The organism is Lacisediminihabitans profunda (assembly GCF_008040105.1).
Classification (GTDB): domain Bacteria; phylum Actinomycetota; class Actinomycetes; order Actinomycetales; family Microbacteriaceae; genus Lacisediminihabitans; species Lacisediminihabitans profunda.
Window position 1 is genome coordinate 114402 of the sequence record NZ_VRMG01000010.1, and the last position, 25391, is coordinate 139792.

The window sequence follows — 25391 nt, forward strand, 5'->3', positions numbered from 1 at the left end:
GAATGCATGGATTTCGGAAGGGGCATGCCGGCCCGACGTGCTTGCCGGCGGAGTCACTCAGCCGTCACCAACTGCTCCCTGGCGCGTCCCAGCCAGCACTTATTCACGGTCGAGAGGGACGCACGGCGTGTCGAGCACTCGGGCAGGTGGGCGGGGCGACTCGCGTCGGGCGACGTGGGGCACCGACGGGACCCCCGCCGACTTCCGAAATCCATGCAATCGTGCTCAACTCGCCGCTCAACTGTGTCTTGGAGTCGGCCTGTCGGCAGGAATGCATGGATTTCGGAAGGGGGCGGTGGTATACATGACACAACATTGTATGATGTGACATGTAAATGGGAGGAACGATGAAGCCGATCGCGAGGGTCTCGATGCTGAGCACGGGCAGCGTGCGGATCAGGCCCCAGCACGTCGAGTCGACGGGATCGCCGATGCTGTGGTGGCTGCTCACGTCGCGGCGGTGGACGGATGCGCGGCCGATCAACGTCTACCTCATCGAGCACGAACGCGGTCTGGTGCTCTTCGACACGGGCCAGGACCGGCACTCGGTGACCGATCCCGGCTACTTTCCCCGCGGCATCGTCGGGCGGCTGTACGCGCGGCTCGCGCAATTCTCGATCGGGATCGACGAGACTCTGACCGCCCGGCTGCGTGCGCTCGGCCACGCGCCGGAGGACGTGCACACGGTGGTGCTGTCCCACCTGCACCAGGACCACATCGGCGGCCTCCCGGAGCTCAGCGACGCGCGGATCGTCGTCAGCGGGAGCGAGTGGGCACAACTCGACGGCCGGTTCGCCGAGGTCGACGGTCTGCTCGAGCGGCACATCCGGCTCCCGGGGCTGCGCTGGGAGCCCGTGACACCCGCCCCGGTCGACGACCCGTCGATCGCGCCGTTCACCGAGTCGCACGACCTCTTCGGCGACGGCAGCCTCGTCCTGCTGCCGACTCCCGGCCACACCCCGGGATCGCTCTCGCTCTTGCTTCGGCAGGAGGGGATGCCGCCGCTGCTCTTCGTCGGCGACCTCAGCTACGACGTGGAGCGCCTCGCCGCCGAGCGCGTGCCCGGCGTGGGCAGGCGCTCGGGCCTCCTGAAGTCGACGCGCCAGGTGCTCGCCCTCAAGGAGCGCCTTCCCGACCTGGTGATCCTCGCGGCGCACGACCCGGCGGCGGCCGGCCTCCTTCAGCGGGCGCTCGATCGGAGCGGTTCCCGGTGAGGCAGGCCGAAATGCTGCGCTACCTGGTGCTCGCGGCCCAGAGGGAGGGCAACCGTCGCCTCACGCAGGACCTGCGGGATCTCGGGCTCACCCCGTCGCAGTCCGAGGTTCTGCGCATCCTGGGCGATCATGAGCCGCTCACGCTCACCGGCCTCGGCGAACTGCTCATCTGCGAGAGCGGCACGAACCCCAGCCGCCTTGTCGACCGACTCGTCGGGGCGGGGCTCGTGGAGCGCGCCACCGCGGTCGACGACCGCCGGCAGGTGACGCTGACGCTCACCGCGGCCGGGCGCACGGCCGAGGCGGGGGTGCGCGAGATCGAGCAGCGCCTCTACGCGGATCTGGATGCCGCAAGCGCGGGACTCGACCTCGGACCGACGCTCGAGCTGCTGGCGCGGGCAATCGCCGGCCAGCCGGCCGGGGACGCCTTCGATCGGCGGGTGCGCCTCGCGGGTTAGCGGCGGCGCAGCGGGCCGTCGGGCTCGGCGATCGACCCGAGGATGAGGGCGGACTGCAGGATGAGGGACTCCCTCGCCCCGGTCGCGTCCCAGCCGATGACCTCGGTGACTCGCTTGAGGCGGTAACGCACGGTGTTGGGGTGCACGAAGAGCTCTCGGGCGGTGGCCTCGAGGGATCGACCGTTGTCGAGGTAGCACCAGAGCGTGGCCAGCAGCTCGGTGGAGTGCGCCTGGAGCGGCTTGTAGATGCGGTTGATGAGCGTCGAGCGGGCCAGCGCGTCCCCGGCGAGGGCACGCTCCGGCAGCAGGTCGTCGGCGAGGGTCGGCCGCGGGGCGTTGCGCCACGACCGGGCGACGGCGAACCCGGCGAGGGCGGCCTTGGCGCTGCGGGAGGCTTCGACGAGGCTCGCGACCTCGTGCCCGAGCACGAGGTGCCCGTCACCGAATCCCGGCTCGAGGGCCGTGGCGATGTCGAGGAAGGGGGTGAGGGTGGCGCCGGCGGGCTCGTCGTCCGAGGGGGTCGGATGCGCGCGGCCGATCACGAGCACGAGCCGGCTTCCCTGCACGCCGATCAGCACGTCTGCATCGAGGTGGCGGGCGGTGCGCCGCAGCATGTCCACGTCGAGCATCTTCGGCGCGGTGCCCACGAGCACCGACACCTCGCCGTGACCGTGCCAGCCGAGGGCCGCGATGCGGCTGGGAAGCTCGTCGTCGTACTCGCCGCTGAGGATCGAATCGACCACGAGGGCCTCGAGGCGGGCGTCCCACAGCCCGCGCGCCTCGGCGGCTCGGGCGTAGACATCCGCCGCGGCGAAGGCGATCTCGCGGGAGTAGAGCAGGATCGCCTCGCGCACGGACTCGTCCGAGCCCTTCACGCGGTCCTCCACGACCTCCACCGTCGCCTTGATCAGCTGCAGCGTCTGGGTGAGGCTCACCGAGCGGAGCAGCTCCCGCGGTGCCGCCCCGAACACGTCGGCGGCGATCCACGGCGTGGAGGTCGGTTCGTCGTACCAGTGGATGAACGACGTGATGCCCGCCTGCGCGACGAGACCGACCGCCGACCGCCGCCCCGGTGGCATCTCGCCATACCAGGGCAGCGTGTCGTCGAGTCGCTTAAGCGTCGCGGTGGCGAGCTCGCCGGAGATAGCGCGGAGCCACGCGAGCGTCTGCTCCTTAGTCTTCGCCACCGGTGTCATCTGAAGTCGAGCCGGGCGCCCTAGCTCTCGCCGCCGGCCGTGCCCGTGGTGCCGGCCGTCACATCGTGCAGCTGGTAGCGGTCGATCGCCTGCTGCGGGATGCTCGGGTCGAGTTCGCCACGCGCCACGAGAAGCTCGAGCGCGCGAACGACCATCGACGGGCTGTCGATCTTGAAGAATCGCCGGGCGGCGGCACGGGTGTCCGAGAAACCGAAGTCGTCGGCGCCGAGAGTGGCGTACTCTCCAGGCACGAACTGGCGGATCTGGTCGGGCACGGCGTGCATGAAGTCGGTCACCGCCACGAACGGTCCGGCCGCCCCCGCGAGCTTCTGCGTGACGTACGGCACCCGCTTAGGCGCGTTCGGGTTGAGGAAGTTCTCGTGCTCGGCCGCCACGCCATCCCGGCGCAGCTCGGTCCACGAGGTGACGGACCAGACGTCGGCCGAGACATTCCAGTCGTCGGCCAGCAACTGCTGGGCCTCGAGGGCCCACGGCACGGCCACTCCGGAGGCCAGCAGCTGCGCCTTGGGGCCGGTGGGTCCCTGCGCGTCTCGAGGCGTCGCCTCGCGCAGCTTGTAGATGCCCCTGAGCAGGCCGTCCACATCCAGGTTCTCCGGTTCGGCCGGCTGAACGATCGGCTCGTTGTACACCGTCAGGTAGTACATGACGTTGGGATTCGGATGCGTCCCGCCGTACATGCGCTCGAGTCCGTCCCGCACGATCCGGCCCAGTTCGTAGCCGTACGCGGGGTCGTAGGACACGACGGCCGGGTTCGTCGACGCGAGCAGGATGGAGTGGCCGTCGGCGTGCTGGAGACCCTCGCCGGTGAGCGTGGTGCGACCGGCAGTGGCGCCGACGATGAATCCGCGGGCCATCTGGTCGCCCGCCGCCCACATCGCGTCGCCGGTGCGCTGGAACCCGAACATCGAGTAGAAGACGTAGACGGGGATCAGCGGCTGGCCGTGCGTGGCGTAGGACGTGCCGGCGGCCGTGAAGGCGGCGAAACCGCCGGCCTCGTTGATGCCGACGTGCACGATCGCGCCCTGCGGGCTCTCCTTGTAGGCGAGCAGTTGCTCGCGGTCCACGGAGGTGTACTGCTGGCCGTTGGGGTTGTAGATCTTGGAGGTGGGGAAGTACGCGTCCATGCCGAAGGTGCGCGCCTCGTCCGGGATGATCGGCACGATGCGGTGGCCGAAGTCCTTGGCCTTGAGGAGGTCCTTGAGCAGGCGGGCGAAGGCCATGGTGGTGGCGATCTCCTGCTTGCCGGAACTCTTCTTGGCGATCGCATAGGCCGAATCGTCGGGAAGGGTCAGCGCCACGTGGTTGCTTCGGCGCTCCGGCAGGTAGCCGCCGAGCGCACGACGGCGCTCCTGCATGTACTGGATCGCCTCGTCGTTCTCGCCCGGGTGGTAGTACGGCGGAAGGTACGGGTTCTCCTCCAGCACGGCATCCGTGATCGGGATGCGCATCGCGTCGCGGAACTGCTTGAGGTTGTCGAGGGTGAGCTTCTTCATCTGGTGGGTCGCGTTGCGTCCCTCGAATGACGGGCCGAGGCCATAGCCCTTCACCGTCTTGGTGAGGATCACGGTGGGCTGGCCCTTGTGCTCCTGCGCCGCCTTGAAGGCCGCGTACACCTTGCGGTAGTCGTGCCCACCGCGCTTGAGGCCCCAGATCTGGTCGTCCGTGTAATCCTTGACCATTTCGAGGGTGCGCGGGTCCCGACCGAAGAAGTTCTCGCGCACGTAGGCGCCGTTCTCCGCCTTGTAGGTCTGATAGTCGCCGTCGGGGGTGCGGTTCATCAGGTCGCGCAGGGCGCCCTCCGTGTCGCGGGCGAGCAGGGCGTCCCACTCGCGGCCCCAGACGACCTTGATCACGTTCCAGCCGGCACCACGGAAGAAGCTCTCGAGCTCCTGGATGATCTTGCCGTTTCCGCGCACCGGTCCGTCGAGGCGCTGCAGGTTGCAGTTGATCACGAAGTTGAGGTTGTCGAGGCCGTCGTTCGCGGCCAGCTGGAGGGCGCCGCGGCTCTCCACCTCATCCATCTCGCCGTCGCCGAGGAAGGCCCAGACCTGCTGGTCGGAGGCGTCGATGATTCCTCGGTTGGTGAGGTACTTGTTCGACTGGGCCTGGTAGATCGCGTTGATCGGGCCGAGGCCCATCGACACGGTGGGGAACTGCCAGAAGTCGGGCATGAGACGCGGATGCGGGTACGACGACAGTCCGCCGCCCGGGTGCGACTTCTCCTGGCGGAAGCCGTCGAGCTGGTCGGTGGAGAGCCTGCCCTCGAGGAAGGCCCTCGCGTACATGCCGGGGGAGGCGTGGCCCTGGTAGAAGACCTGGTCGCCGCCGCCCGGGTGGTCGTGCCCCCGGAAGAAGTGGTTGCTGCCGACCTCGTAGAGGGTGGCGGATCCCGCGTAGGTCGAGATGTGCCCACCGACCGAGATGCCGGGGCGCTGAGCCCGGTGCACCGTGATCGCGGCGTTCCAGCGGAGCCAGGCGCGGTAGCGGCGCTCGAGGTCCTCGTCGCCGGGGAACTCCGGCTCGTTCTCGGGGGCGATCGTGTTGAGGTAGTCCGTGGTCGGCACCATGGGCACGCCGAGGTGCAGCTCCTTGGAGCGCTTCAGCAGGCTGAGGATGATCTCGCGTGCTCGTTCGTGGCCCTGTGAGGCCACCAGACCATCGAGGGATTCCTGCCATTCGGCAGTCTCCTCAGGGTCCTTGTCGATGTGGTGCACCGAATATGGGTCCTGGTCGTTCACCGTCAACGTTGACCTCGCTCTTGTTCGCGGACAAAGGGCGCCAAGCACAACCGGCGATCGGATTGCGACCACCGGCCAGACGTGCAGGGCCTCAACGATTCTAGTTCGCGCGCCGGGCATGGTCGTGCGCCGGAGGCCCGAGTGGGCGGAGTAGCGTCGACGTCATGGGCTTCCTGCAATTGGACAACGGCATCCTTCGTGTGGCGATCAACCCCTTCGGGGCCGAGCTGTCGAGCCTTCGGCATCGCGGCGGCGGGGAGCTTCTCTGGCAGGGCGGCGAGCCCTGGCACCGGCGCGCGCCCATCCTGTTTCCCCTCGTCGGGCGGATGCCGGGTGACCGGCTCGTCCACAACGGCGTCGCCCATCCGATCGGCCAGCACGGGTTCGCGCGTGATCTGCCGTTCGAGCTCGGGCAGAACACCGAAACCTCGGCGGAGTTCACCCTCGCGGACTCCGCCGAGACCCGGCGCCAGTTTCCGTTCGCCTTCCGGCTCGCGGTGCGGTTCTCGGTGGAGGGGGAGACCCTGTCGATTCGGCACACCGTGGACAACCCGGGGAGCGAGACGTTCTCGGCGTCGATCGGCGGTCATCCGGCGTTCGCCTGGCCGCTCGTGGAGGGGCTGGCACCCGAGAGCCACGTGCTCGAGTTCGCCCAGGACGAGCCGGCCCCGATCCGCCGCCTCGCGGACGGGCTGCTGCTTCCGGATGCCGTGGAGACGCCGGTGCGCGGGTCCACCCTCGCCCTCGACGAGTCGCTCTTCGCGGCCGACGCGATCATCTTCGACGGCCTGCGCAGCCGCTCTGTGCGCTATTCGGCGCCCGGCGCGCCGGCGCTCACCGTGCGTTTCGACGACTTCCCGCTGCTGGGACTGTGGTCGAAGGCGCCGGGAGCGTTCCTCTGCATCGAGCCGTGGTACGGCATGACCGCTCCCCGGGACTTCGCCGGGGAGTACGCGCAGAAGCCGGGCCAGTTCGTTCTGTTGCCGGGCGAATCCCGGTCGTTCACTTACAGCGTGACGGTGCAGAACTCCTAGCGGTTGGTCGGCGCAGCGCACAGGCGTAGGATTGCGAACCGTGTTTACCGGCCGTTCACTTCGGCCGGGGATAAGGACTAAGAACATGGCTCTGGAAAACGACACCCAGGCACCCGATTTCGAACTCCCCAACCAGTTCGGGGAGCACATCAGGCTCAGCGACTTCCGCCACAAGAAGCCGGTGGCCCTCGTCTTCTTCCCCCTCGCCTTCTCGAGCACCTGCACGAGCGAACTCTGCGAGCTTCGCGACAACCTCGCCCTCTTCGCGGACAAGAGCATCGAGTTGATCGGCATCTCCGTGGATTCCAAGGCCACCCTGAGAGCGTTCGCCGAGAAGGAGGGCTACGAGTTCAACCTGCTTGCCGACTTCTGGCCGCACGGCTCGGTGGCCAAGGAGTATGGCGTGTTCCTGGAGCAGAAGGGCTTCGCCAACCGGGCGAGCTTCCTGATCGACACGAACGGCATCATCCGCGCGAGCTTCATCACCGCCCCCGGCCAGCCACGCTCGATCGCCGACTATCGCGCAGCGCTCGCCGAACTCGCGCCGGTGACCGCCTAGCTCTTTTTCGTCCCCGCCGGGTCGAGTCTGCCCAGGATCTCCTGAAGGTCGGCGATCATCAGAAGCTGGCGTTTGTTGATCTCGAGCACCGCCTCAATGTCCTTCTTGGCCGCGACGTTCGTGTTGTAGTCGTGCTTGGAGAGCGCGGCCGCGATGGCGTCCTGCCTCTTGGCTGCGATCAGCAGGATCGCGCCCTGGAGCCCCGCGAGCATGCTCAGGAACAGATTCAGGAGGATGAACGGGTACGGGTCCCAGCCCTTCGTCACCGTGTTGATGATCGCCCACACGATCATGAAGGCGACGAATCCGCCCACGAAGGCCCAGCTGCCCATGCCATTGCGCATGAGGTCCGCCGCGCGTTCGCCGCGGGTCAGGTGCGACTTGTGATCGGCGTGCCAATCCCGAAGCGGGCTCGGAGTGGTCGTGAGTCCCTCAGTGGCGGCCTGTCTGGGGGCGGTGGGCGTGTTCCTCGTGCTGGATGTGCTGGGCATGGTGCGAGTGTACGTCTCGGGTCGTGCATCTTCCGCGGACAGTCCGCGAAGACTGTACGATAAAACTTCGTCGTAACCGGCAGCCGCGAGGCGCGCCGATTGCGGGCCTTTAGCTCAGTTGGTAGAGCGCCACGTTTACACCGTGGATGTCATCGGTTCGAGCCCGGTAGGGCCCACCACGTAAAGTGCTGGTCAGGTAGCGATTCTCACGTATTGACGCGGTGCGGGTCCGCACCGCGGGGAAGCTCCCTGCCTGAAGTTCGTGAACTGGCCTACTCGGCGATGCCCGCTTCGAGGTTCTTCTCGGCAGCCCTAGCGTTGTGCCTTCCACTGCGTGCTCCCACGCCACTGGTGTAGAGGTCCCCGCTTCGCTCGTTTCCTATCATCTCGTCGCGCACCTGCGTTTCTGAGATGATCCTGCTCAGGTTCGGCTACCGCCGGGATGAGGCGGTCCGCTGAGTTCCGTCCCGTTCGAATCCGGGGAGGTCCTGCCGTTTTGCGGCGAGAACGACGATGCCTTGCGCAGCTGAGGATGAGGCCGACCGTCGCAAACGTTGGAAGTTGCCACCCTCCGAGACTAGAAAATATTTCACCTATTGCACATTTAGTCCCCGGCTGATTGGATTACGAGCTATGGTCGCATTCCGCGATCGAAGTCGCTGTTCCGTCGCTTACCCGCATCCGGTTCAGCCCGAGTGGAAGACCGTCGTCGCTGACGGTCACTGCGCTATCGAGTTTTCTCCTTACCCCGATCGCCTCGACGCGCAGCCCAACAGCCGTTCCCGCCAGGGTGCGGCTGCGCAAGAAGCAGAGTGATGTCACCCGATTTCCGCTCCGCAAAACCCTGACGATCACACCGGTAATCGTCGCGCCCTCGAAAACCTCTCGCAGGTCTCTTTGGCAACCCCGAAATGAGCGATGCTGCCCGCCCGGGTGATGTCGCGCGCTCCGACACAGAAAGAAAATGATGCCCAAGAACTTCAAGGTCAAAGCCCTCTCCATTGCTGCCTCCGTCGCCCTCCTCGGCGGCACCGCGTTCCTCGCCTCCGGCGCGACCGGTGCCTACTTCAGCGACACCCACTCCGGAAACATCTCCGGCACCGTCGGCAACATCCACGTCACCCCGTTCGGTGGTGGCGGTGCGAACGGCACCGACCTCGCGTTCTCGAACCTGCTCCCCGGGGTGGCGCAGACGGTCAAGCTGAACTACACGAACACCGGATCCGACCCGCAGGATGTTTACATCGTGTTCAACAATGCGACCGCGCTCGGCGCACTGAACGACCTCGGGCACTACGGCGAGGCGCACCTGTCCGCTAACGGCGTCGCGCTCTTCGACTCCGCGAACCTCAAGGACACCGCCGGTAGTTGCGGGGCATTCAGCCCGACCGGCTGCTGGCCGTTGAAGGCGCAGTACCTCCTCACCAGCAACCTCCCCGCCGGAGCGACCGGTGACGTCTCGTTCAGCTTCAACTACGCCGGCAAGCTGAAGGGCCAGGCTCCGGCCGGTGCCCCCGCCGCAGCATGGAACACCTACCCGGCAGCGGATGGCCAGGCCGTCGTCAACCCCGCTGACGGCACCGGCTCGGGCCTCCCGTACCAGATCGTTGCCACCCAGCACGGCATCACCCCCGGCAACTGATCGAACTTGCGGATGCCGCGGCGAGCTGGTTACCTGCCGCGGCATCCGCTTCTCCACGACACAGGGAAGGTATCGATATGACGCGACGAAAGATCATCGCGCTAATCGTCGGCGCAGCTGTCGTCCTCACAGCGTTCCTCGTCGTCGTGTCCGGGATTCTGCCGTACCGAGTGTTCATCGTCCATACCGGATCGATGGAACCTACCATCTCCTCACGAAGCGCGGTCATCGTCCAACGGCACGTCTACCGGGTCGGTCAGCCGATCTCCTTCTACGAGCAGGGCGGTGTGGTCACCCACCGTCTCGCCCGGGTGAACTCCGACGGGACAGCGGTTACCAAGGGGGACGCGAACACGACCGCGGACCCGTGGACGATCAAGACCAGTTCGATCATCGGCGGTGTCGTCGCCGCCCCTCCCGAGCTCGGCTACTGGCTCGTGTACCTGAAGAACCCGTTCGGGCTGATGTCCATCCTGCTCTGCGTGGTCGTCTGCTGGCAGCTGCTCTCCCTCGGCGAGCACGAGTACGCCCCGGACGACACTCCAGCGAAACGTCGCTTCTGGCGCCGATCTTCGGTCAGTGAGCATGCCGCGGCGGACAGTACCGAGACGGAAGCCTGGCGCACGAGTCGGCGAGTTCGTGAGGCACCCGGCCTACACCGATTGGTGAGCTCCCACGGTCAATGCTGCAAGCTTCGTCTCACCGATCGGTTCCTCGGGGAGTAGTGGCACGATAGCCACTCGCGAAGTAAGTGCTCGCACTCGGGCGATCTGCTCGACCTCATTCGCCGCGCGCTGGCGCAAGAATGGCGAGTCCGGGTGAGCGGCAGCGATCGAGTTGTTGACCACCCACGCCCAGGGACGGATGCCCGCCCGGTCCAGGTCCTGCTGCAGCCCTTCGGCTTCGAGCACCGGGGTCGTCTCGGCCAGGGTGACGAGGATCACCTTCGTCTGCTCGGGATCCTGTAGCCGCATCAGCGGCGTGACGAATGGCAGGTTGTCGCCGATCTGACGCGCGACCTCGCGGTGGTACGACCCGGTGGCGTCCAGAAGCAGGAGGGTGTGGCCGGTGGGTGCGGTGTCGATCACCACGAACCGGTGCCTCGATTCGTGTACCGCGTGGGAGAACTGCTGAAAGACCGCGACCTCTTCGGTGCACGGGGACAGGAGGTCCTCGGCGAGGGCGGCTCGGCCGTTGTCGTCCAGGCCCTTGCCCTTTGTGGCCATGACGTGGTCACGGTAAAGCCGGGTCGCATCCTCCGGGTCGATGCGGGATACGGTGAGGCCGGGAACAATTCCGTGAAGAGTCTCGGTGAGGTGGGCCGCGGGGTCGGTGGTGGTGAGGTGTACCTCGTGTCCGCGTTCGGCGAGGGCGACGGCGACCGCCGCGGCGATGGTGGTCTTGCCGACACCACCCTTGCCCATGCACAGGATGAGACCGTGGTCGTCCTTCTCCAACTCATCGATGAGGGCGGCCAGGGGCGCGTCGGCGGTCTCTTCGGTGATCGCATCGTCCGTTGGCACCGGTGAACCGGTCGTGAACAGGGTGCGGAGCGCGGCGATGCCGACCATGTTGCCGGTCTTCAGTTCCAGGGTGTCCCGTGGCAGGGTCGCGATAGAGGTCGGGATGGTGGAGAGTGCGGCGCTCTCTCGATTCCGCACGGCGGTGGCGATCGCCTCGTCGCCGGCGGTCACGGGCAGTACCCCGTTGATCACGACGTAGCCGCCGCGGATCCCGATCTCGGTCAGCTCGGCAAAGGTGCGGTCTATCTCGATGAGCGAGGATGTCTGGGCGCGGCTGACGAGCACCAGCCGGGTGCGATTCGGGTCGGTGAGTTCTCTGACGGCGTTCGCGTAGACCGTCCTGTGCTTCTCCAGTCCCGCCATCGGTCCGAGGCAGGAGGCGTCGCCCTTGCCAGTGGATAGGAATTCCGTCCACGACCCGGGCAGCTGCAGCAGCCGGATGGTGTGCCCGGTCGGGGCTGTGTCGAAGACGATGTGGTCGTAGTGGCCGTAGGCGACGGTGTCGGTGAGGAGGTTCGTGAATTCATCGAACGACGCGATCTCGGTGGTGCACGAGCCGGAGAGGCTCTCTGTGATGCCGGCGATCTCGCTGTCGGGCAACAGGCCTCGCACGGGTGCGATGATCCGTTCCCGGTAGGCCTCGGCGGCCTGCTCCGGATCGATCTCCAGGGCCGACAGTCCGGGAACTCCGGGTATCTCCGTGATCGTGTTGCCGATCGTGATGTCGAAGACCTGCCCGATGTTGGACGCCGGGTCCGTGCTCACCAGCAGCACTCGCTTGCCGCGGCCGGCGAGCTCGAGTGCGGTGGCGCAGGCGACCGAGGTCTTGCCGACGCCTCCCTTGCCGGTGAAGAAGAGGAACCGGGGTGGGTCTTCGAGGAATCTCATGGTCGTCTCAGCAGCATCCGGTGCCGCCGCAGCACCCCCCGGTCGCCTTCTCTGTCAGCCCGAGTTCGAGTCGCTGCGTGGGAGCGGCGTCAGGGGCGCGCAGGCCCGCGAACTTCAGCAGGGCCTCTTTCGTCGGATAGGCACCGATGGAGACGGTGACACCGTCGACGACGGTCAGCGGCAGTCCTTTGGACCCGACGGTGTGCATGAAGGCGCGCACCGTTTCGTCGCTCGTGAACGCGGTCGGGTCACTGGCCAGGTTGTGGCGCGTGATGTCGGCACCCAGTTCCTGGAGGCTGCGAATGTCGGCGGTGACGGTCACGAGCGACTGGTCGAGGTCGACGCCGCAGACGCCGGTGTCGCAGCAGAGGGCGGGTTCGTAGATGCGGATCGTGGGCATGGTGTTCTCTTTCTTGTCAGGCTGAACAGGGCTGGGTTTCGAGCGTGGCGGGGGCATCCAGATGGATGGCGACGCCGAGGGCGCGGATCGCCGTGGACTCGACCGCGTAATGCACATTCATGCCGCGGCGCTCCTTGGAGACGAGTCCGGCCTTCTCCAGCGTCTTCAGGTGATGGCTCACCGTCGGCTCCGACAGCCCGACGGCCGGTGCCAGGTCGCAGGTGCAGGCCTCCTGATTGGGCCGGCTCAGCATGAACGCGATGAGCCGGAGACGCGCAGGATCAGCCAACGCCTTCAGGCGCACAGCGAGACGCACCGCGTCATCCATGGGAAAGTCCGCGGTCGACGACAGCGGCGCACAGCAGATCGGCGACACGTCATCCAGGACCGGGAGGGTTTTCGGCATGATTTCAGTGTCGCAGATATTCGACATATATCAAATAGGTCTGCGCGGTCCTGGCGGTTTGGCCGGCCTCACAATCGAAAGATTGCGATGGGATTGATCGCAGACGAAGGATGGCTTGGGCTTAGCGCGCTAAGAGTGGCCATCCGGTTGCCCCGCAAACCGTTCCCAAGTGACACGGCATCGGCACGCCTGGTCATGCCTACGCCGGGTTGAGGGTGGCGGTCTCGTCGGCTACTTGCCCGGCCCAGAAGTCGGTAACGAGGGCGGCGAGTTCGGTGGGGCATTCGAGGGAGGGGAGGGCGCGGGTTCCGGTGAGGACGGCTGTGCGGGAATCCTTCATCGCTGCCGTGGTCTTGGCGCATTCGGCGGGACTCCACTCGCCCCGGTCGTCGGTGGCGATCATGAGGGTCGGGCATGTGACGCGTGCCGCGGCCCAGGCCAGGTCCGTCCTGTTGAGAACACCGGAATGGACGGTCCGGCTGATGGCCGCTCGGTTGCTTCGGGACATCGGGGCAACGAGCGCGTCGACAGCCTCCGGATCAGTCCGGCGGGTGAGATCGGTGAACATCCCGTCAAGCAACCCATGGCGCACCGGCCCGCGCATCCCGATGGCGCGGAAGACGGGGAGCAGCATTCCCACCTGCCTTCGCATCGCCGCACTCGCTGCCTGGACCGGAGTGCTGACCGTGATCAGGCTGCGCACCAGGTCGGGCCGGACCGCGGCCAGCTGCAAGCCGACGTGGCCTCCCCACGCGCTGCCCACCCAGTCAACAGGCCCCGGGGTCAACTCCTGTTGGATCTGGGAGACGACCGCGATGGCGCCCTGCGCGCAGCGCTCGATGAAGTCGTCCACCAGCTCGTCGAGGTCGTCGCTCGCTCCGAAGGACCAACCGTCGACCAGCACCAGGGTGCGTTGCTTCCGCAGATCGTCCACCACACGGTCCCAGCTGCGCGAATCGGTGAACATGCTGTGCCACAGGACGGCCACCCGGGACGGCCCTGGGACGACCCGGGCGTCGAGCCAACCGAGATCCGTGGCGATGCGCATGGCTTGACTGTAGCTTCAGCAGCGCGAAATTGCTCCCCGGCGAGACGGCCTTCGCCCACCAGGCCGCGGGCGGATTGGCCTCAGGAGTGTCGGGCTACCCTTCCCGAACGATGGAACGCTGACACCCAGAGGCGTGTTCTTCCGTTCCGAGAACGTCGACCGGGTTACCCCGTTGGGGTGGGACCAGACGCACGATGCAGGCATCCGCACCGTCGTCGACCTCCGCCAAGAAGGCGGACGCAGGACGGCCAGCCGCGCCCCCGCTGGTTGACAACCTTAAGCGTCGATCTGGACGGTCTCGACAATGCCGAATTCTGGAAGGAATTCTGGAGCAACGGCCTCGCATTTCGCGTAGCGCTTCTCCTCAGAAACATGATCGGCAGACTGCTCCATTGGATCGAGCGGGCCGAGATCTGCCGCGCTTGCCGTTCCGCTAGAGAACTCGAAGGCGGCTGGTGAGTCCCTTGCTCGCCACTCTTGCGTCAGTCCGCGCGACGCTTCGCCAACGCGACGCCTATTCCCGCCGCCACCACGATCAGGCCGAGCGCAACGACCAGCATGCCCATCCAGAAAACGGTGTAGTCGGGCGGCACGTAGTGGGCAGACGACGGGTCAAAGGTCAATACGAGCGGCTTTGAGGCGTCGACGCCAATGAGCCGTGTTGCTTGGGACGCGGCGTAGGAAGCGCGGTCGGCGAATTGCTTCGCGACCAGCCCTCCGAGTAGGCCGGCTGTCACCAGGAGCACACCCCACCGCACAAGGAGGGCGGCCCACGAGAACAAACGAGGGGTCACGCCGGGCCGAGCATCGGTCATGGCAACAAGAATAATGCTCATGGCGGCGAGCTTGGGCAATTGTTTCTTGGCATGGACCCCTCTAATGACTTGATCCCCTTGGCCTGACGGGGGCGACGGTGCGAATATAGATAGTTTGCGGGCTCCCTGATCGCGGGCTGGCCAAGTGCAGATCGCCGCTAGCGTTGTGTGGTGACCAATCCACCGTTACGTCCTGTGCTTGTCGTTCTTCGCGGCAACTCCGCGTCGGGTAAATCCACGGTTGCTCGGGGCGTCCAAGGCAGGTTCACCTCCGGCGATTGCGCGCTGATTGAACAGGATCACTTCCGTCGAGCGGTGTTGCGTGAGCGGGATGTCGTGGGCGCGCTCAACATCGACCTCATGGAGCAGGCCGCGTCGACCTGCCTTGAGCGGGGCCTGGTCGTCATCGTCGAGGGCATTCTGAACGCTGCGCGGTACGAATCGATGCTTCATCGACTCAGTGCGAAGACTCCGCGAGCGAGCCTTTTCTACGCCTACGATCTCAGCCTCGCAGAGACCTCGCGTCGACATGTCACCCGGGCGAAGTCAGTCTCGTTTGGCAGTGCGGAGATGGGGGAGTGGTATCACGGCTGGCAGCCGTTAGCCTTTGTCTCTGAAGTGCGTATCGATTCGTCCTGGACCGAGAACGAGGCGATCGATCGAATTGCGGCTGATATTGCGGCTGCGCGAGCAACCGGTCGCTAGCCTTCTCATATGATCCGCAGGAGTTCCATGTCAGGCATGCTGAAGGTGTGACAGGGTTCTCGTATGGGTCTCGGATCGAAGCTCCGCATCGGCTGGCTGTACACGATCAACCACAGCCTGAACCGACTTACCGGCCGCTGGGCCCGCCAAGGCAGCGAGCACTTCTCGATTGTGCGCACTGTGGGCCGCAAGAGTGGCAAGACTTTCGAGACACCGATCATCGTGCGGCCGATTGAGGGTGGCTTCGTCTGCGAGCTCACCTACGGTCCCGAGGTCAACTGGTATCGGAATCTGGTCGCGGCCAATGGCGGCGAGATAGTGCACAACGGCGTGACCACCAAGATCGTCGGGCTGGAACCAATGACGACCGCCGAGGGTATAGCCGCGTTCACCCCGTTCCAACGGCGTGTGCTCAGGATGCTCAAACGCACCCATTTCGTGAAGCTCATTGCTGCCTAAGAATCCAGGTGCCGGACCTCTGACAAATGACTCGCGCGCCGCCGCGGTGTTGCAGTTCTGGGAATTCCCTGGACGCCCTCGATTAACGTGCGAGCCCTTGTCTCATCGGTAGTCGCACTCGTGATGGTCAGCATCATTGTGCGGCGCAACCGCCCTGAGCTAATCTGTGGCTCTCGGACTTCACCCTCAGGTCATGAGCGCATCAGATGCCCGGGATCACCCGAACGGTGAATCGAGATGGCACATGGCTGTTGACAGGCGCGAATTCGGCCCCGTCACATTCGCGGGCGGAGTGCTCGACCGCTACCGCCACGTCTGCGCCTTCGTGAACGACCCGGAGGAGGAGGACGCCGTCCTCGATCCATTCGTGCGGCAGGGGCTCGATGGCGGCGACCGGATGCTGTACCTGGTCGACCCCGCGGAATCCGCAGCTCCCGTCAACCGGCTCCGACACCTGGGCTATGACGCGGGGAGACTGCTCGAAGACCATCGTTTCGAGGTGCGGACGTGGACGGACACCTACCTCCGAGGCGGCCGGTTCGACCAGGCGGCGATGCTCGATCTTCTGGACACGATGCTGCTCGATCCGGAGTCCCCCCGCATCCGCCTGGTCGCGAAGATGGGCTGGGCGGTCGACCGGCGCGATGCAGCCGAGCACCTGATCGAGTTCGAGGCGAGGGCGAATTTCCTCCACGCCCGACACGAGCACGTCGTGATCTGTTCCTACGATGCCGCGAAGTTCGACGGCGCCTTCATCATCGACATCCTGCGCACGCACCCGATCGTTCTGGTCGGAGGGGTGTTGCAGGAGAATCCGTTCTTCGTCCCGCCGTCCGAGTTCCTGCGGGATCGCGAGCCTCAGCCGGACCGCTGAAGCGCACGGTCGAGGCCACCATGGACGATGCGTCGCGCGACGGCTCTGCTGACCGGGAGCTCGAGGGCGCATCGGAGGCGGACACCCGGCGGTCGCTGCGGGACATGAGCGCGCTGCTCGCACTGCCTGCACTCTGGGTCGACCACGAACCGCCGGAGATCGCCACCGGCCTGCTGAGTGTGCTCTTCGGCATGCTCCGTCTGGATGGCGCATACGCGCGGTTTAACGATCCTGGCGGCGGGCCGCCGCTGGAGACGTGGCGCCCTTCGGGGCCGACGGCGCCCCCTGAACTGGTGCTCGCGCTCCAGACTGACCCCCCGCCAGGGTCCGGCATGACGACGAGCGTCGTCGAGGGGCGTGGAGCGGGGCTCATGCGCGTCACGAGCCTTCCGCTCGCGCTGCCGTGGGAGACCGGATTGGTGCTGGTATCGGCCGAGCGGAGCAGTTTCCCGACCGGGGTTGAGACACACCTGCTGCGCGTCGCGGTCAGCCAGGGTGCGATCGCCGTCCACACCGCGCGACGTCTCGTCCGTGAACACCTCGCCCGCGCCGCGGCGGAGGATGTCCTGCTCCGGCAGAACGAGATCCTGCGGCTGCTCGCCGACGACGTCGAACCGTCGCTCGCGTCGATTTCGCGACGCGTCCACGAGGCGTCGCATCTCGTGGCCGAAGTGGACACGACCTACAACAACCGACCGCGGGTACGCGAATCCGTCGAACCCGTGGAACTCGCAGGCTCCACGCAGCCCCGTGCCGCGCGCGCCACGGCGCTGCCCTTGACGCGCCGTGAGGTGGAGGTGCTCGGGCTGCTCGCCCAGGGACTCAGCAACAGGGAGATCGCGGGCCTGATGTGGCTGAGCGACCGAACCGTCGAGAGGCACATCACCAGCGTCTACCGCAAGATCGGGGTGGCTCGCCGAAGCGAAGCGACCGCCTTCGCCCTCCGCCACGGGGTCGTCAAGCTGGGCCCGGACTAGCCGAACGTGAAGCAGTAGGCCTCGACTCCTGGCTCGAGGAACTCGATCTCGACGACCCGGTCGGCGATCGGTCCGTTCTGACGGAGCAGCTGGTAGGTGTTGGGGTTGTCGACTACTCCGCGTCCGTCGCCGTGCAGGTCGCTCCCGTGAGCGCTGCCCACTGGGCTCCCGTCGAGGGTCATCTGGAAGGGAATGCGCGTGCCGGCTACTCCGGGAGCCATGACCAGGTTGACGTCCCTCGCGTGGAAGGCGAAGGAGATCCGCCCGCCCGCCTCGTTCAGCACCGCCGCGTGCAGCGCAACGGTCCAGTCACCGGTGAGGTCCCAGGAGTTGAGCGGAAGGGTGCCGCTGCCCCCGTAGACGTGGGCGCGGTCGTAGAACTGCGGATCGGCGGACGCGAAGCCGTTGCTCTGCCCATAGCCGAGGTAGGTCTCTGGCGACCGCAGCGAGGCCCAGTCGGCGGCCACCTCCAGTCCCACGGGCTCGACCGACGCGAGATCGAGATCGACCGGCGGCATCCCGGCCTCGAGGAGGAGTTGCTGGATGGCCATCTCGGTGATGGCATATTCCCCCTCACCGAAGTGGTGGTATCGGAGGCGTCCTGCCGAGTCCGCGAGATAGATTGCCGGCCAGTAGTGGTTCGCGAAGTCCTCCCAGACCCCGTAGTCGGTGTCCACGGCGACCGGGTACTCGATCCCGAGCCCGCGCGCGTGGTCCGTGACGTTCCGGAGGTCCCGCTCGAAGCCGAACTCGGGAGTGTGGACGCCCACCACCGTGAGCCCGGACGGCCCGTACTTCGCGCTCCAGGCCCGCAGGTACGGGAGGGTCCGAAGCCAGTTGACGCAGGTGTAGGTCCAGAAGTCGACCAGCACCACTCGTCCGCGAAGGTCGGCAGGACCAAGCGGCCCGGAGTTGAGCCACCCCGTCGCGCGGTCGAACGAGGGCAGGCGCCCCTCGTCGGGAAGGGTGCGGCTGTCGCTCTTCAACCGATGGGCGATGGAACGGAACGGGCTTTCACCGGACACTGGGCACCTCCGCGTGCCACCCCGCCTTGATTGCGGCGCGGTCCACGCCGATCACCGCATCGGCGAACGCCCGAGGGGCCTCCTGGGGCAGATTGTGTCCGATTCCGCCGGTGATTATCCGATGCTCGTAGGCGCCGACAAAGAGCGGGCGATAGGCGCTCGCGTCCGGATGGGGGGCGCCGTTGGAGTCGCCTTCGAGCGTGACGGTGGGCACCGCGATCGTGGGTCGTTGCGCCAATCGCCGCTCCACGTCGTCGTACTTCGCCTCGCCATCGGCGAGCCCGAGCCGCCAGCGGTAGTTGTGGATGACGATGTCGACGTGGTCCGGATTGTCAAACGATGCGGTGGTCCGGTCGAACGTCGCGTCATCGAAGTTCCACAGCGGTGACGCGGTCTGCCAGATGAGCCGGGCGAACTCCTTGCGGTAGCGGTCATAGCCGAGGCGACCCCGCTCGGTGGAGAAGTAGAACTGGTACCACCAGGCGAGTTCTGCCGCAGGAATAAGGGGTGCGGCGTTCGCCGCCTGGCTGCCGATGAGGTAGCCGCTGACGGCGACATGCCCGCAGCATCGCTCGGGCCAGAGGGCCGCCAGGATGCTTGCCGTTCGGGCGCCCCAGTCGAAGCCGGCGACGATCGCGCGTGAGATGCCCAGCGAATCCAGAAGGGCTATCGCGTCGAACGCGAACACCGACTGCTGGCCGTTGCGCATTCCCTCCTCCGACCGGAACCGCGTTGTGCCGTACCCGCGAAGGTGGGGGACGAGCACCCGGAACCCCGCGTCAGCCAGCATCGGAGCGACCTCCGCATAGCTGTTGATGTCGTACGGCCAGCCGTGAAGCAGGAGCACCGCCTGGGCGTCCGAGGGCCCGATGTCGGCGAGCCCGACGTCCAGGTCGCCCGCGGTCACCTGGACCATCGGGCCCAATGCCTCGCTCACCGCAGGGACCGGAAGGCGGCGCGCATCTCCTGCGAAAAGAGCGCGGGCTGCTCCCACGCAGCGAAGTGACCGCCGCGATCGAGCCGGTTGAAGTGGATGAGGTTCGGGTACGCCTGGCTGGCCCAGCTCCTCGGGGCGGCGTAGATTTCGTCCGGGAAGACGCTGACGGCCACGGGGAGAGTCACCCCCTTCGGGGCGAAGAACGCGAGCTTGCTCTCCCAGTACAACCGCGCAGACGACACCGCCGTGTTGGTGAGCCAGTACAGCGTGACGTTGTCGAGAATGTCGTCCATCGTCAGTCCCTCGGGGGTGCCGGCGAAGACCCTCGCGATCAACTCGTAGCTGCGCGCATCGTGGTCGAGCATCCAGGCGGCCAGGCCCACCGGCGAGTCCGCGAGCCCGTAGAGGGTCTGCGGCCGGTTCGCCATCTCCTGGGCGTAGCCCAGCCCATGTGCGTAGAAGGTCGCCAGCTGATCCCACGCACCGCGCTCCTCGGCCGAGAGATCTGCGGGCGGCGGATCGCCGTTCCCCAGCGCCTGCTGGATGTTGTCGGGGACCGTCGCCGGCATGTTCGTGTGGATGCCGGCCAGCCCTGGCGGTGTCTGGAGGGCCATCTGCTCGGTCACCGCGTTGCCCCAGTCGCCGCCCTGGGCGACGTAGCGGTCGTAGCCGAGTCGGCGCATGAGTTCGGTCCAGGCGCGCGCGATCCGCTGGGGATCCCACCCGGTCTCGTCGGGCTTGGCCGAGAAGCCGTGCCCGGGCAGCGAGGGGATGACGAGGTGAAAGGCGTCGGAGGCGCTCGCCCCGTGAGCGGTGGGGTCCGTGAGTGGGCCGATGATCTTCAGCTGTTCGATGATCGAACCCGGCCAGCCGTGGGTGACGATCATCGGAAGCGCATCCTCGTGCGGCGACCGCACATGAATGAAGTGGATGTCGAGTCCGTCGATCTCCGTGACGAACTGTGGAAGGTCGTTCAGGCGCGACTCCGCCGCCCGCCAGTCGTGTCTCTCCACCCAGTACTGGGCGAGGTTCTGGATCACCTGCGACTGCACGCCCTGCGAGGCGTCGGCCACGAGCTCCCTCTCGGGCAGGCGAGCCTCGCGCACCCGCCGATGCAGATCGTCGAGATCGGCCTGTGGCGTCGACACGGTGAACGGGCGGATGGCGGCGTCATCGTGCTGCGCCAGGTCGGAACGGGGCTTGGTGATGGTCATGATCGCGTCCTCTGCATTCGGCGGGTGGGGCGACGTCGCGTCACGTCGCGTCTTCATCCAGCCTGTCCGGGGAGGAGTGCGCCGGCATCCGGGTCACCCCTCAACCTGAGGCCGACGGCACCAGACTGTGGCGAGAACCCCCCAATCGCCGATGGGCGACGGGGCAAAGGCGACGAGTCGAGTGCTGTCGGCGCCGAGCCGGGCGCGCCATAATCGCAGCCGAGAAATTTGACGGAGGGATGCCGCCCAGATGACTACCGCGACCGATGGCGTTCGCGATAGTGGGAGGTGCTCGACGCAGCTGACGCCGGGGAGGCGGGGGTGCAGCCCGAGATCGGGCGGGAACCGGCCTGGCGTGTGCCACACCTGCCTCACCGGACTACTCAGCGGAGGGGTGGGCTATGCCGCCGGTCAATTCGGGGACGGCGCCTGCGCGGCACGGTCGAGCGCTGTGACGGCTCGGCCGAGCGAGTCCCCGAGTCCCCAGCGGGCCCTGAGTCGCTCGATCTCGTCGCGACCCGCATCCGGAATTCGGATGCCCGCGTCGAAGGCCGGCAGCTCCAGGTCGCGCGCGACGGCGACCACCACGCGGGCGCGGGCGAGGTAGTCGTCGGCCGCGCGGATCTTCTCCCTCGCCCGCGCGGACAGCGCGGTGTGCGAATCCGCCGCCGCCTGGATGAGGCCGTCGAGCGTTCCGAATTCGGCGAGCAGCGAGGCCGCGGTCTTTTCGCCGATGCCCGCGACGCCGGGCAGGCCATCGGAGGCATCGCCACGGAGGGCGGCGAAGTCGGCGTATTGCGCGGCCGTGACCCCGTACTTCGAACGGAGCACACCGTCGGTGATGATCTCGAGATTGCTCATTCCCCGGGCGGTATAGATCACGCGCACCCCGCGAGAGTCGTCGACCACCTGGAACAGGTCGCGATCCCCGGTGACGACATCCACCGGGCCGGCAGCCGTCGCGGCGAGCGTGCCGATGATGTCGTCCGCCTCGTATTCGGGAAGGCCGACGACGGCGATCCCGAGGGCGGTGAGCACCTCGGCGATGATCGGCACCTGCGTCACGAGCAGGTCGGGCACCACTTCGACGTCGGGCCCGCCCGGCACGAGTTCAGCGACCCGGTGCGCCTTGTAGCCGGGAATGAGGTCGACGCGCCACTGCGGCCGCCAGTCGTCGTCCCAGCACGCGACCAGGCCCGTCGGCTGGAAGTCCGTGACCAGGCGGGCGATCATGTCCAACAGCCCGCGCACGGCGTTCACCGGACTCCCGTCCGGCGCCCTCACGGTGTCGGGGATGCCATGGAACGCGCGGAAGTACAGCGCAGCCGTATCCAGCAGCATCAGTCGGCCATCGTTCACCCGTCCAGTGTGGCGTGCCGGGACCGTTCGGGGAAGCCCGGCGGATCGGGTCCCCTCGCGGCTGGCCACGGTGGGGCTATCCCTTCAGCGACTGGTGCGGCGATGTGAAGACGATTGACGCGGCGGTCACCCCGACGAGGCCGAGGTTCACCCGCAGCAGTGTCGGAGGCAGCTCGTTGCCCGGTGGGGGAGTCGTCGCCCCGAGGGTGAGCGCGGTGCCGTCGAGCAGGGATCCGGTGATCGAGTCGAGGTAGATGCGCACGTTGCCGTGCAGGTGCATGCGCGTGGCGCTGGTCACCAGCGACGGCCCGGTGGCCTTGCGCACATCGAGCATGAAATCGTCGACGACGACGTCGTCGGCCACGATCTTGAGCACCGGCGTGCGGGTGCCGTTCGCGAGCGGCACCGTCACCGCGGTGACCGAGTGGAGTCCCTCGATGGTGATCGAGGAACCGCCGAGTTGCGCGGCGGGCACCGTGAAGGTCGGGGCGTCCGGGTCGGCCAGCGCCGCCACCGGGGGCGCGGTGTCCGGCGCCCCGCCGGGGCCGGGAAGCGGAACAATCGGGGTCGGCGCCGGCCCGGGGGCAGGTGCCGGGGAGGGCGTCGCCGGCCCGCACTGTGTCACGAGCGGGATGCACACGGCCGCCTCGGCGGCCGGGACCCGTGCGGCGCCGATGCCGGCCAAGGCAACTACGAGGCAGGTGGCGACCGCAGCCCTCGCAGCGATGCCGGTCACGATCGACTCGATGCCAGCGGGGGCGACGACTCGTCAAAGAGCGCGGAGTCGCGCTTCTCGGCGGTGGCGTCGTCGGTCGGCTTCGGCATCCACGAGACCACCAGCACACCCCCGACGGTGCTCAGGAGCATCCCGAGGAAGAATCCGCCGAGGTTGACCCCGATCAGGGAGTACACCGACACGGCCAGGGCGAGCACGCCATAGAAGATGCGGTGCACCGGCATCGCCACGGCCAGAACGCCGAGGAGCACGAGGAGCACGGGGATGATCGTGGCCTGAAGCCCCTCGATGCCCACTTGCACGTGGATCTTGCCGATGTCGAGTTGCCCGGAGAAGAACATCTCCACGCCGGCGAGGGCGGTCAGTGTTCCGCCGAGGAACGGCCTGCGCCGGGACCAGGCACGGAAGGCGGACCGCCTGCTCGGGGCGGCGGGGCCGATCTCGGCGTGGGCCGAGGCATTCACTAGAAGCACCCCTTGGTTCCATCGGTGAGCTTCAGGTGCATGCCGGTGAGAGTGAACACCGACGCCTGGGTCGACCACGCCGTCTGCTCCAGGTGGGCGATCTTCACCGTGTCGGCGTCCTGGGCGAAGTCGCCTGCCGCGCCCTTGTGACTGGTCTTCACCGTCGACGCGTCGACACCGATGCGGATGTTGTTGAAGGTGGAGTCGCCCTTGAGGTCGGTCATGCCGATCTGGAGGTCGGTGGCGGTGGCGGGTTTGCCGCCGCCCCCAGCGGTGATGACGAGGCCGACCTTGCCGAGCGGGGTGTCCGTTACGACGGACTGGCAGAGGTCGGCGAGGTTCGCCGAGGCGATGTTGGCGATGGCGACCTGGTGCGGCTTTCCCGCCGTGTCGTTGGTGACACCCGCGTACTGGGAGAACCCGGTGCCGTCGAGCTGGGTCGCGCTGATCTGGAACTGGCTGCCGGACACCGCGAACGACACGGGAACCGCTCCGTTGGCCACGCCGGCCATCAGCACGGTGGACACGACGGCCACCGGAACCGCCGCGAGAATTATCCTGCCGGCATGGGTTTTCGTGAGAGTTCGGAACTTCATGAGATCCTCCTTGATCCAGGCCGAGCACTGCGCGGGGGCGCAGCGCCTCGTCGTTCGAGCCGAGCTTCGTTGCTAGAGCGACCCATCACGAGTCGAATCGTGCCATCCGTAGCGAAAGTTGCCCTCCGGCGCCGATGTTGTGCAGCAGCGACGCTACAGCCTATTGACGAGATGTCAATAGGGGGTGCTGCCGATAGGCTCGCAGAATGGAAGCGGATCGTCGCACCCGGCTGACCCCCGAGCAGCGTCGTGCCCAGCTCGTGTCGCTCGGCGTTGCGGCGCTGGTGGACCGGCCGCTCGAGGCGCTCACCATCGAATACCTGTCGGAGCAGGCGGGGGTTTCGCGCGGACTCCTCTTCTACTACTTCGGCTCGAAACACGGCCTTCACCGCGAGGTGGTGCGCACCGCCCGAGACAGCATGCTGCATGCGACCGAGCCGTCCCAGGACCTGCCGCCGCTGGATCGGCTGAGGGACACGTTGACCAGGATCGTGCAGTTCGTGCGCGACCATCGGGAGACATTCTTCTCACTCGTGCGCGGCGCCGCCAGCGGCAACGCGGAGGTGCGCGCGGTGGTCGAGCAGGCACGAGCGTCGCAGGCCGAGCGGGTGATCGCCGTGTTCCTGGAGCTCGGAGTCGCCGATTCCGAGCTATTGCGGATCGCGCTGCGATCGTGGGTGGCCTTCGCTGAGGAGGCGTTGGTCGAGAGTGCCCTCAACACCGAGATGCCGTCGGGCGAGATCGCGCTGTTCCTCGAGCGAACGGTGACGGCCATCGCGGCGTCGGTGGAACAGCGCGAAATCGGCTGAGTCGCCTGCCGCCGTCGCGGTTACCAGGCGCTGGCCGGAGCCTTGACCACGGGGACCGGGCTGTAGTGCCAGTGGGAGCCGTTGGCGTAGTGGCTGCTCGCCCACGGCGACGCCCAGATGGCCTGCTCCGTGATGTTCGTCGGCGCCGAGGCGGCAAAGGCGGCGGCGATGGTGCCGAATCCCGGGTTGCGGTGCAGGTTCTCGGCGACCTTCTGCGCGGCGATGACGAGATTCGGGTAGCTGCCGGTGCCGCCGCCTCCGCCGGAGCCGAGGCCGTTGTTGAGCGGGTTGTTGCGGTTGAACCAGCTCGGCGGACCGTTCTCCTGCCGCATCCAGCGAACCAGGACGGTGACGTTGGAATCCGACGTCGGCCATCCGCCCGAGACCAGTACGAGCTTCGCCCAGTCGTAGTTCGTGCCGGCGGCGGCCAACGACTGCTGGCCGGCCGTGGCGGAGTAGGAATCGCGGTCGATGCCGCCCAGCTGAACGGTCTCCTTCACGGTGATCGCCTGCGAGTGCGCAGCGATGTACGCGTCGAGCTGCGCCGCCGCACTGGGCGGGGCGGGAGGCACGAGGAAGATCGCGATGAGGGTGAAAGCCGCGCTGGCCGCGCACACCGACAGGGTCTTCCCCGTGCGCCGTGGGGCGCGTCGGCCCGGCACCAGAGTGTGGCGGGCATCGAGAAGGCGGCGAGAAAAATTCATAGGCTTGCGGTCCTGCGCCGACGGATCGGTTCGGCACGGGCTGTTCGCACGTCGGGCGACTAAGCCCTCAAGGCTACCAGAGCGCCTTCTAGACTCCCA

The 25391-nt window shown here is 67.1% G+C and carries 28 protein-coding genes and 1 tRNA gene; 13 read left to right on the forward strand and 16 right to left on the reverse strand.

Features of this window, described 5'->3' with window-relative positions; translation table 11 throughout:
* Window positions 1–347 precede the first annotated feature (347 nt).
* Together FVP33_RS15815 and FVP33_RS15820 are read left to right on the forward strand one after the other, a co-directional pair.
* Window positions 348–1214, forward strand: coding sequence for an N-acyl homoserine lactonase family protein (locus FVP33_RS15815; RefSeq protein WP_147784652.1), 867 nt, complete (start codon window positions 348–350; stop codon window positions 1212–1214).
* A complete protein-coding gene (locus FVP33_RS15820) occupies window positions 1211–1672 on the forward strand; it encodes a MarR family winged helix-turn-helix transcriptional regulator (RefSeq protein ID WP_147784653.1) in 462 nt (153 codons plus the stop codon). The genes FVP33_RS15815 and FVP33_RS15820 overlap by 4 nt, the downstream gene beginning before the upstream one ends.
* Here FVP33_RS15820 and FVP33_RS15825 read toward each other — a convergent pair.
* Together FVP33_RS15825 and aceE are read right to left on the reverse strand one after the other, a co-directional pair.
* Window positions 1669–2868, reverse strand: coding sequence for a PucR family transcriptional regulator (locus tag FVP33_RS15825; RefSeq protein ID WP_147784654.1), 1200 nt, complete (start codon window positions 2866–2868; stop codon window positions 1669–1671). The genes FVP33_RS15820 and FVP33_RS15825 overlap by 4 nt on opposite strands.
* Window positions 2869–2888: 20 nt before the next feature.
* Window positions 2889–5633, reverse strand: a complete 2745-nt coding sequence (aceE, locus tag FVP33_RS15830) for a pyruvate dehydrogenase (acetyl-transferring), homodimeric type (RefSeq protein WP_147784655.1) — start codon at window positions 5631–5633, stop codon at window positions 2889–2891.
* 158 nt (window positions 5634–5791) lie between these two features.
* Between aceE and FVP33_RS15835 the strand changes: the two genes are divergently transcribed.
* Together FVP33_RS15835 and FVP33_RS15840 are read left to right on the forward strand one after the other, a co-directional pair.
* Window positions 5792–6661 (forward strand): aldose 1-epimerase family protein, encoded by an 870-nt coding sequence (locus tag FVP33_RS15835; protein WP_147784656.1) that lies wholly within the window; start codon window positions 5792–5794, stop codon window positions 6659–6661.
* Between the two features lie 85 nt (window positions 6662–6746).
* The gene (locus tag FVP33_RS15840) at window positions 6747–7220 is read left to right on the forward strand and encodes a peroxiredoxin (protein ID WP_147784657.1); all 474 of its coding nucleotides are present in this window, start codon (window positions 6747–6749) and stop codon (window positions 7218–7220) included.
* On the opposite strand, the gene FVP33_RS15845 is transcribed toward FVP33_RS15840, so the two are convergent.
* Complete coding sequence (locus FVP33_RS15845) at window positions 7217–7711, reverse strand: DUF1003 domain-containing protein (protein ID WP_246142374.1); 495 nt, start codon at window positions 7709–7711, stop codon at window positions 7217–7219. The two genes, FVP33_RS15840 and FVP33_RS15845, sit on opposite strands and share 4 nt — an antisense overlap.
* A 103-nt stretch (window positions 7712–7814) precedes the next feature.
* On the opposite strand from FVP33_RS15845, the gene FVP33_RS15850 reads away from it, so the two are divergent.
* The 3 genes from FVP33_RS15850 (at window position 7815) to FVP33_RS15860 (ending at window position 10078) form a co-directional block, all read left to right on the forward strand.
* Window positions 7815–7890: transfer RNA gene (locus FVP33_RS15850), tRNA-Val, on the forward strand.
* A 788-nt stretch (window positions 7891–8678) separates the two neighbouring features.
* Window positions 8679–9353: a hypothetical protein gene (locus FVP33_RS15855; RefSeq protein ID WP_222706761.1), complete on the forward strand. Its 675-nt coding sequence runs from the start codon at window positions 8679–8681 to the stop codon at window positions 9351–9353.
* Between the two features lie 77 nt (window positions 9354–9430).
* Window positions 9431–10078 (forward strand): signal peptidase I, encoded by a 648-nt coding sequence (locus FVP33_RS15860; protein ID WP_147784659.1) that lies wholly within the window; start codon window positions 9431–9433, stop codon window positions 10076–10078.
* Here FVP33_RS15860 and arsA read toward each other — a convergent pair.
* The 4 genes from arsA to FVP33_RS15880 form a co-directional block, all read right to left on the reverse strand.
* The gene (arsA, locus tag FVP33_RS15865; RefSeq protein WP_147784660.1) at window positions 10007–11764 is read right to left on the reverse strand and encodes an arsenical pump-driving ATPase; all 1758 of its coding nucleotides are present in this window, start codon (window positions 11762–11764) and stop codon (window positions 10007–10009) included. The two genes, FVP33_RS15860 and arsA, sit on opposite strands and share 72 nt — an antisense overlap.
* Before the next feature lie 7 nt (window positions 11765–11771).
* A complete protein-coding gene (gene arsD, locus FVP33_RS15870) occupies window positions 11772–12164 on the reverse strand; it encodes an arsenite efflux transporter metallochaperone ArsD (protein WP_147784661.1) in 393 nt (130 codons plus the stop codon).
* Window positions 12165–12180: 16 nt separating this feature from the next.
* Window positions 12181–12570 (reverse strand): ArsR/SmtB family transcription factor, encoded by a 390-nt coding sequence (locus tag FVP33_RS15875; RefSeq protein WP_147784662.1) that lies wholly within the window; start codon window positions 12568–12570, stop codon window positions 12181–12183.
* Window positions 12571–12769: 199 nt separating this feature from the next.
* Window positions 12770–13618: an alpha/beta fold hydrolase gene (locus FVP33_RS15880; protein ID WP_147784663.1), complete on the reverse strand. Its 849-nt coding sequence runs from the start codon at window positions 13616–13618 to the stop codon at window positions 12770–12772.
* A gap of 133 nt (window positions 13619–13751) precedes the next feature.
* Between FVP33_RS15880 and FVP33_RS20245 the strand changes: the two genes are divergently transcribed.
* Window positions 13752–13889, forward strand: coding sequence for a tyrosine-protein phosphatase (locus FVP33_RS20245; protein ID WP_425460954.1), 138 nt, complete (start codon window positions 13752–13754; stop codon window positions 13887–13889).
* A gap of 211 nt (window positions 13890–14100) precedes the next feature.
* Here the strand turns inward: FVP33_RS20245 and FVP33_RS15890 are convergent, their stop codons facing one another.
* On the reverse strand, window positions 14101–14472 hold the full coding sequence (locus FVP33_RS15890; protein WP_147784664.1) for a hypothetical protein: 372 nt from the start codon (window positions 14470–14472) through the stop codon (window positions 14101–14103).
* Window positions 14473–14604: 132 nt separating this feature from the next.
* Between FVP33_RS15890 and FVP33_RS15895 the strand changes: the two genes are divergently transcribed.
* The 4 genes from FVP33_RS15895 (at window position 14605) to FVP33_RS15910 (ending at window position 17448) form a co-directional block, all read left to right on the forward strand.
* Window positions 14605–15138 carry a zeta toxin family protein gene (locus FVP33_RS15895; RefSeq protein WP_187270760.1) on the forward strand — a complete coding sequence of 178 codons (534 nt, stop codon included), beginning with the start codon at window positions 14605–14607 and terminating at the stop codon, window positions 15136–15138.
* 63 nt (window positions 15139–15201) lie between these two features.
* Entirely contained in the window at window positions 15202–15597 is a 396-nt protein-coding gene (locus FVP33_RS15900) for a PNPOx family protein (protein WP_147784666.1), read from the forward strand.
* A gap of 244 nt (window positions 15598–15841) precedes the next feature.
* Window positions 15842–16471 (forward strand): MEDS domain-containing protein, encoded by a 630-nt coding sequence (locus tag FVP33_RS15905; RefSeq protein ID WP_147784667.1) that lies wholly within the window; start codon window positions 15842–15844, stop codon window positions 16469–16471.
* 20 nt (window positions 16472–16491) lie between these two features.
* Entirely contained in the window at window positions 16492–17448 is a 957-nt protein-coding gene (locus tag FVP33_RS15910; RefSeq protein WP_147784668.1) for a helix-turn-helix transcriptional regulator, read from the forward strand.
* On the opposite strand, the gene FVP33_RS15915 is transcribed toward FVP33_RS15910, so the two are convergent.
* From FVP33_RS15915 to FVP33_RS15945, 7 genes are all read right to left on the reverse strand, one after another.
* Window positions 17445–18473 carry a thioredoxin family protein gene (locus FVP33_RS15915; protein ID WP_147784669.1) on the reverse strand — a complete coding sequence of 343 codons (1029 nt, stop codon included), beginning with the start codon at window positions 18471–18473 and terminating at the stop codon, window positions 17445–17447. The genes FVP33_RS15910 and FVP33_RS15915 overlap by 4 nt on opposite strands.
* On the reverse strand, window positions 18463–19410 hold the full coding sequence (locus tag FVP33_RS15920; RefSeq protein WP_246142375.1) for an alpha/beta hydrolase: 948 nt from the start codon (window positions 19408–19410) through the stop codon (window positions 18463–18465). Before FVP33_RS15920 ends, FVP33_RS15915 begins: the two co-directional genes overlap by 11 nt.
* Window positions 19407–20624, reverse strand: a complete 1218-nt coding sequence (locus FVP33_RS15925) for an epoxide hydrolase family protein (RefSeq protein WP_147784670.1) — start codon at window positions 20622–20624, stop codon at window positions 19407–19409. The genes FVP33_RS15920 and FVP33_RS15925 overlap by 4 nt, the downstream gene beginning before the upstream one ends.
* 411 nt (window positions 20625–21035) lie before the next feature.
* Window positions 21036–21965: a 5'-3' exonuclease gene (locus FVP33_RS15930; RefSeq protein WP_147784702.1), complete on the reverse strand. Its 930-nt coding sequence runs from the start codon at window positions 21963–21965 to the stop codon at window positions 21036–21038.
* A gap of 94 nt (window positions 21966–22059) precedes the next feature.
* The gene (locus FVP33_RS15935; RefSeq protein ID WP_246142376.1) at window positions 22060–22719 is read right to left on the reverse strand and encodes a hypothetical protein; all 660 of its coding nucleotides are present in this window, start codon (window positions 22717–22719) and stop codon (window positions 22060–22062) included.
* Window positions 22716–23192 carry a DUF6114 domain-containing protein gene (locus tag FVP33_RS15940; RefSeq protein ID WP_222706762.1) on the reverse strand — a complete coding sequence of 159 codons (477 nt, stop codon included), beginning with the start codon at window positions 23190–23192 and terminating at the stop codon, window positions 22716–22718. Before FVP33_RS15940 ends, FVP33_RS15935 begins: the two co-directional genes overlap by 4 nt.
* On the reverse strand, window positions 23183–23779 hold the full coding sequence (locus FVP33_RS15945; RefSeq protein ID WP_147784672.1) for a DUF6230 family protein: 597 nt from the start codon (window positions 23777–23779) through the stop codon (window positions 23183–23185). Before FVP33_RS15945 ends, FVP33_RS15940 begins: the two co-directional genes overlap by 10 nt.
* Before the next feature lie 206 nt (window positions 23780–23985).
* Here FVP33_RS15945 and FVP33_RS15950 point away from each other — a divergent pair, with 206 nt between their 5' ends.
* Window positions 23986–24588: a TetR/AcrR family transcriptional regulator gene (locus FVP33_RS15950; RefSeq protein WP_147784673.1), complete on the forward strand. Its 603-nt coding sequence runs from the start codon at window positions 23986–23988 to the stop codon at window positions 24586–24588.
* A 20-nt stretch (window positions 24589–24608) separates the two neighbouring features.
* Here FVP33_RS15950 and FVP33_RS15955 read toward each other — a convergent pair whose 3' ends face one another.
* Window positions 24609–25292: a hypothetical protein gene (locus FVP33_RS15955; RefSeq protein ID WP_147784674.1), complete on the reverse strand. Its 684-nt coding sequence runs from the start codon at window positions 25290–25292 to the stop codon at window positions 24609–24611.
* Window positions 25293–25391 lie beyond the last annotated feature (99 nt).

Excerpts from the sequence above, each read along its gene's own strand:
- FVP33_RS15825 (WP_147784654.1), bottom strand. The coding sequence starts at position 2,868 with ATGACACCGGTGGCGAAGACTAAGGAGCAGACGCTCGCGTGGCTCCGC.
- FVP33_RS15925 (WP_147784670.1), bottom strand. The coding sequence starts at position 20,624 with ATGACCATCACCAAGCCCCGTTCCGACCTGGCGCAGCACGATGACGCC.
- FVP33_RS15905 (WP_147784667.1), top strand. The coding sequence starts at position 15,842 with ATGGCTGTTGACAGGCGCGAATTCGGCCCCGTCACATTCGCGGGCGGA.
- FVP33_RS15875 (WP_147784662.1), bottom strand. The coding sequence starts at position 12,570 with ATGCCGAAAACCCTCCCGGTCCTGGATGACGTGTCGCCGATCTGCTGT.
- FVP33_RS15900 (WP_147784666.1), top strand. The coding sequence starts at position 15,202 with ATGGGTCTCGGATCGAAGCTCCGCATCGGCTGGCTGTACACGATCAAC.
- FVP33_RS15860 (WP_147784659.1), top strand. The coding sequence starts at position 9,431 with ATGACGCGACGAAAGATCATCGCGCTAATCGTCGGCGCAGCTGTCGTC.
- arsD (WP_147784661.1), bottom strand. The coding sequence starts at position 12,164 with ATGCCCACGATCCGCATCTACGAACCCGCCCTCTGCTGCGACACCGGC.
- FVP33_RS15855 (WP_222706761.1), top strand. The coding sequence starts at position 8,679 with ATGCCCAAGAACTTCAAGGTCAAAGCCCTCTCCATTGCTGCCTCCGTC.
- FVP33_RS15845 (WP_246142374.1), bottom strand. The coding sequence starts at position 7,711 with ATGCCCAGCACATCCAGCACGAGGAACACGCCCACCGCCCCCAGACAG.
- FVP33_RS15930 (WP_147784702.1), bottom strand. The coding sequence starts at position 21,965 with ATGCTGCTGGATACGGCTGCGCTGTACTTCCGCGCGTTCCATGGCATC.
- FVP33_RS15815 (WP_147784652.1), top strand. The coding sequence starts at position 348 with ATGAAGCCGATCGCGAGGGTCTCGATGCTGAGCACGGGCAGCGTGCGG.
- FVP33_RS15950 (WP_147784673.1), top strand. The coding sequence starts at position 23,986 with ATGGAAGCGGATCGTCGCACCCGGCTGACCCCCGAGCAGCGTCGTGCC.
- FVP33_RS15840 (WP_147784657.1), top strand. The coding sequence starts at position 6,747 with ATGGCTCTGGAAAACGACACCCAGGCACCCGATTTCGAACTCCCCAAC.
- FVP33_RS15880 (WP_147784663.1), bottom strand. The coding sequence starts at position 13,618 with ATGCGCATCGCCACGGATCTCGGTTGGCTCGACGCCCGGGTCGTCCCA.
- FVP33_RS15835 (WP_147784656.1), top strand. The coding sequence starts at position 5,792 with ATGGGCTTCCTGCAATTGGACAACGGCATCCTTCGTGTGGCGATCAAC.
- FVP33_RS15945 (WP_147784672.1), bottom strand. The coding sequence starts at position 23,779 with ATGAAGTTCCGAACTCTCACGAAAACCCATGCCGGCAGGATAATTCTC.
- FVP33_RS15955 (WP_147784674.1), bottom strand. The coding sequence starts at position 25,292 with ATGAATTTTTCTCGCCGCCTTCTCGATGCCCGCCACACTCTGGTGCCG.
- FVP33_RS15910 (WP_147784668.1), top strand. The coding sequence starts at position 16,492 with ATGGACGATGCGTCGCGCGACGGCTCTGCTGACCGGGAGCTCGAGGGC.
- arsA (WP_147784660.1), bottom strand. The coding sequence starts at position 11,764 with ATGAGATTCCTCGAAGACCCACCCCGGTTCCTCTTCTTCACCGGCAAG.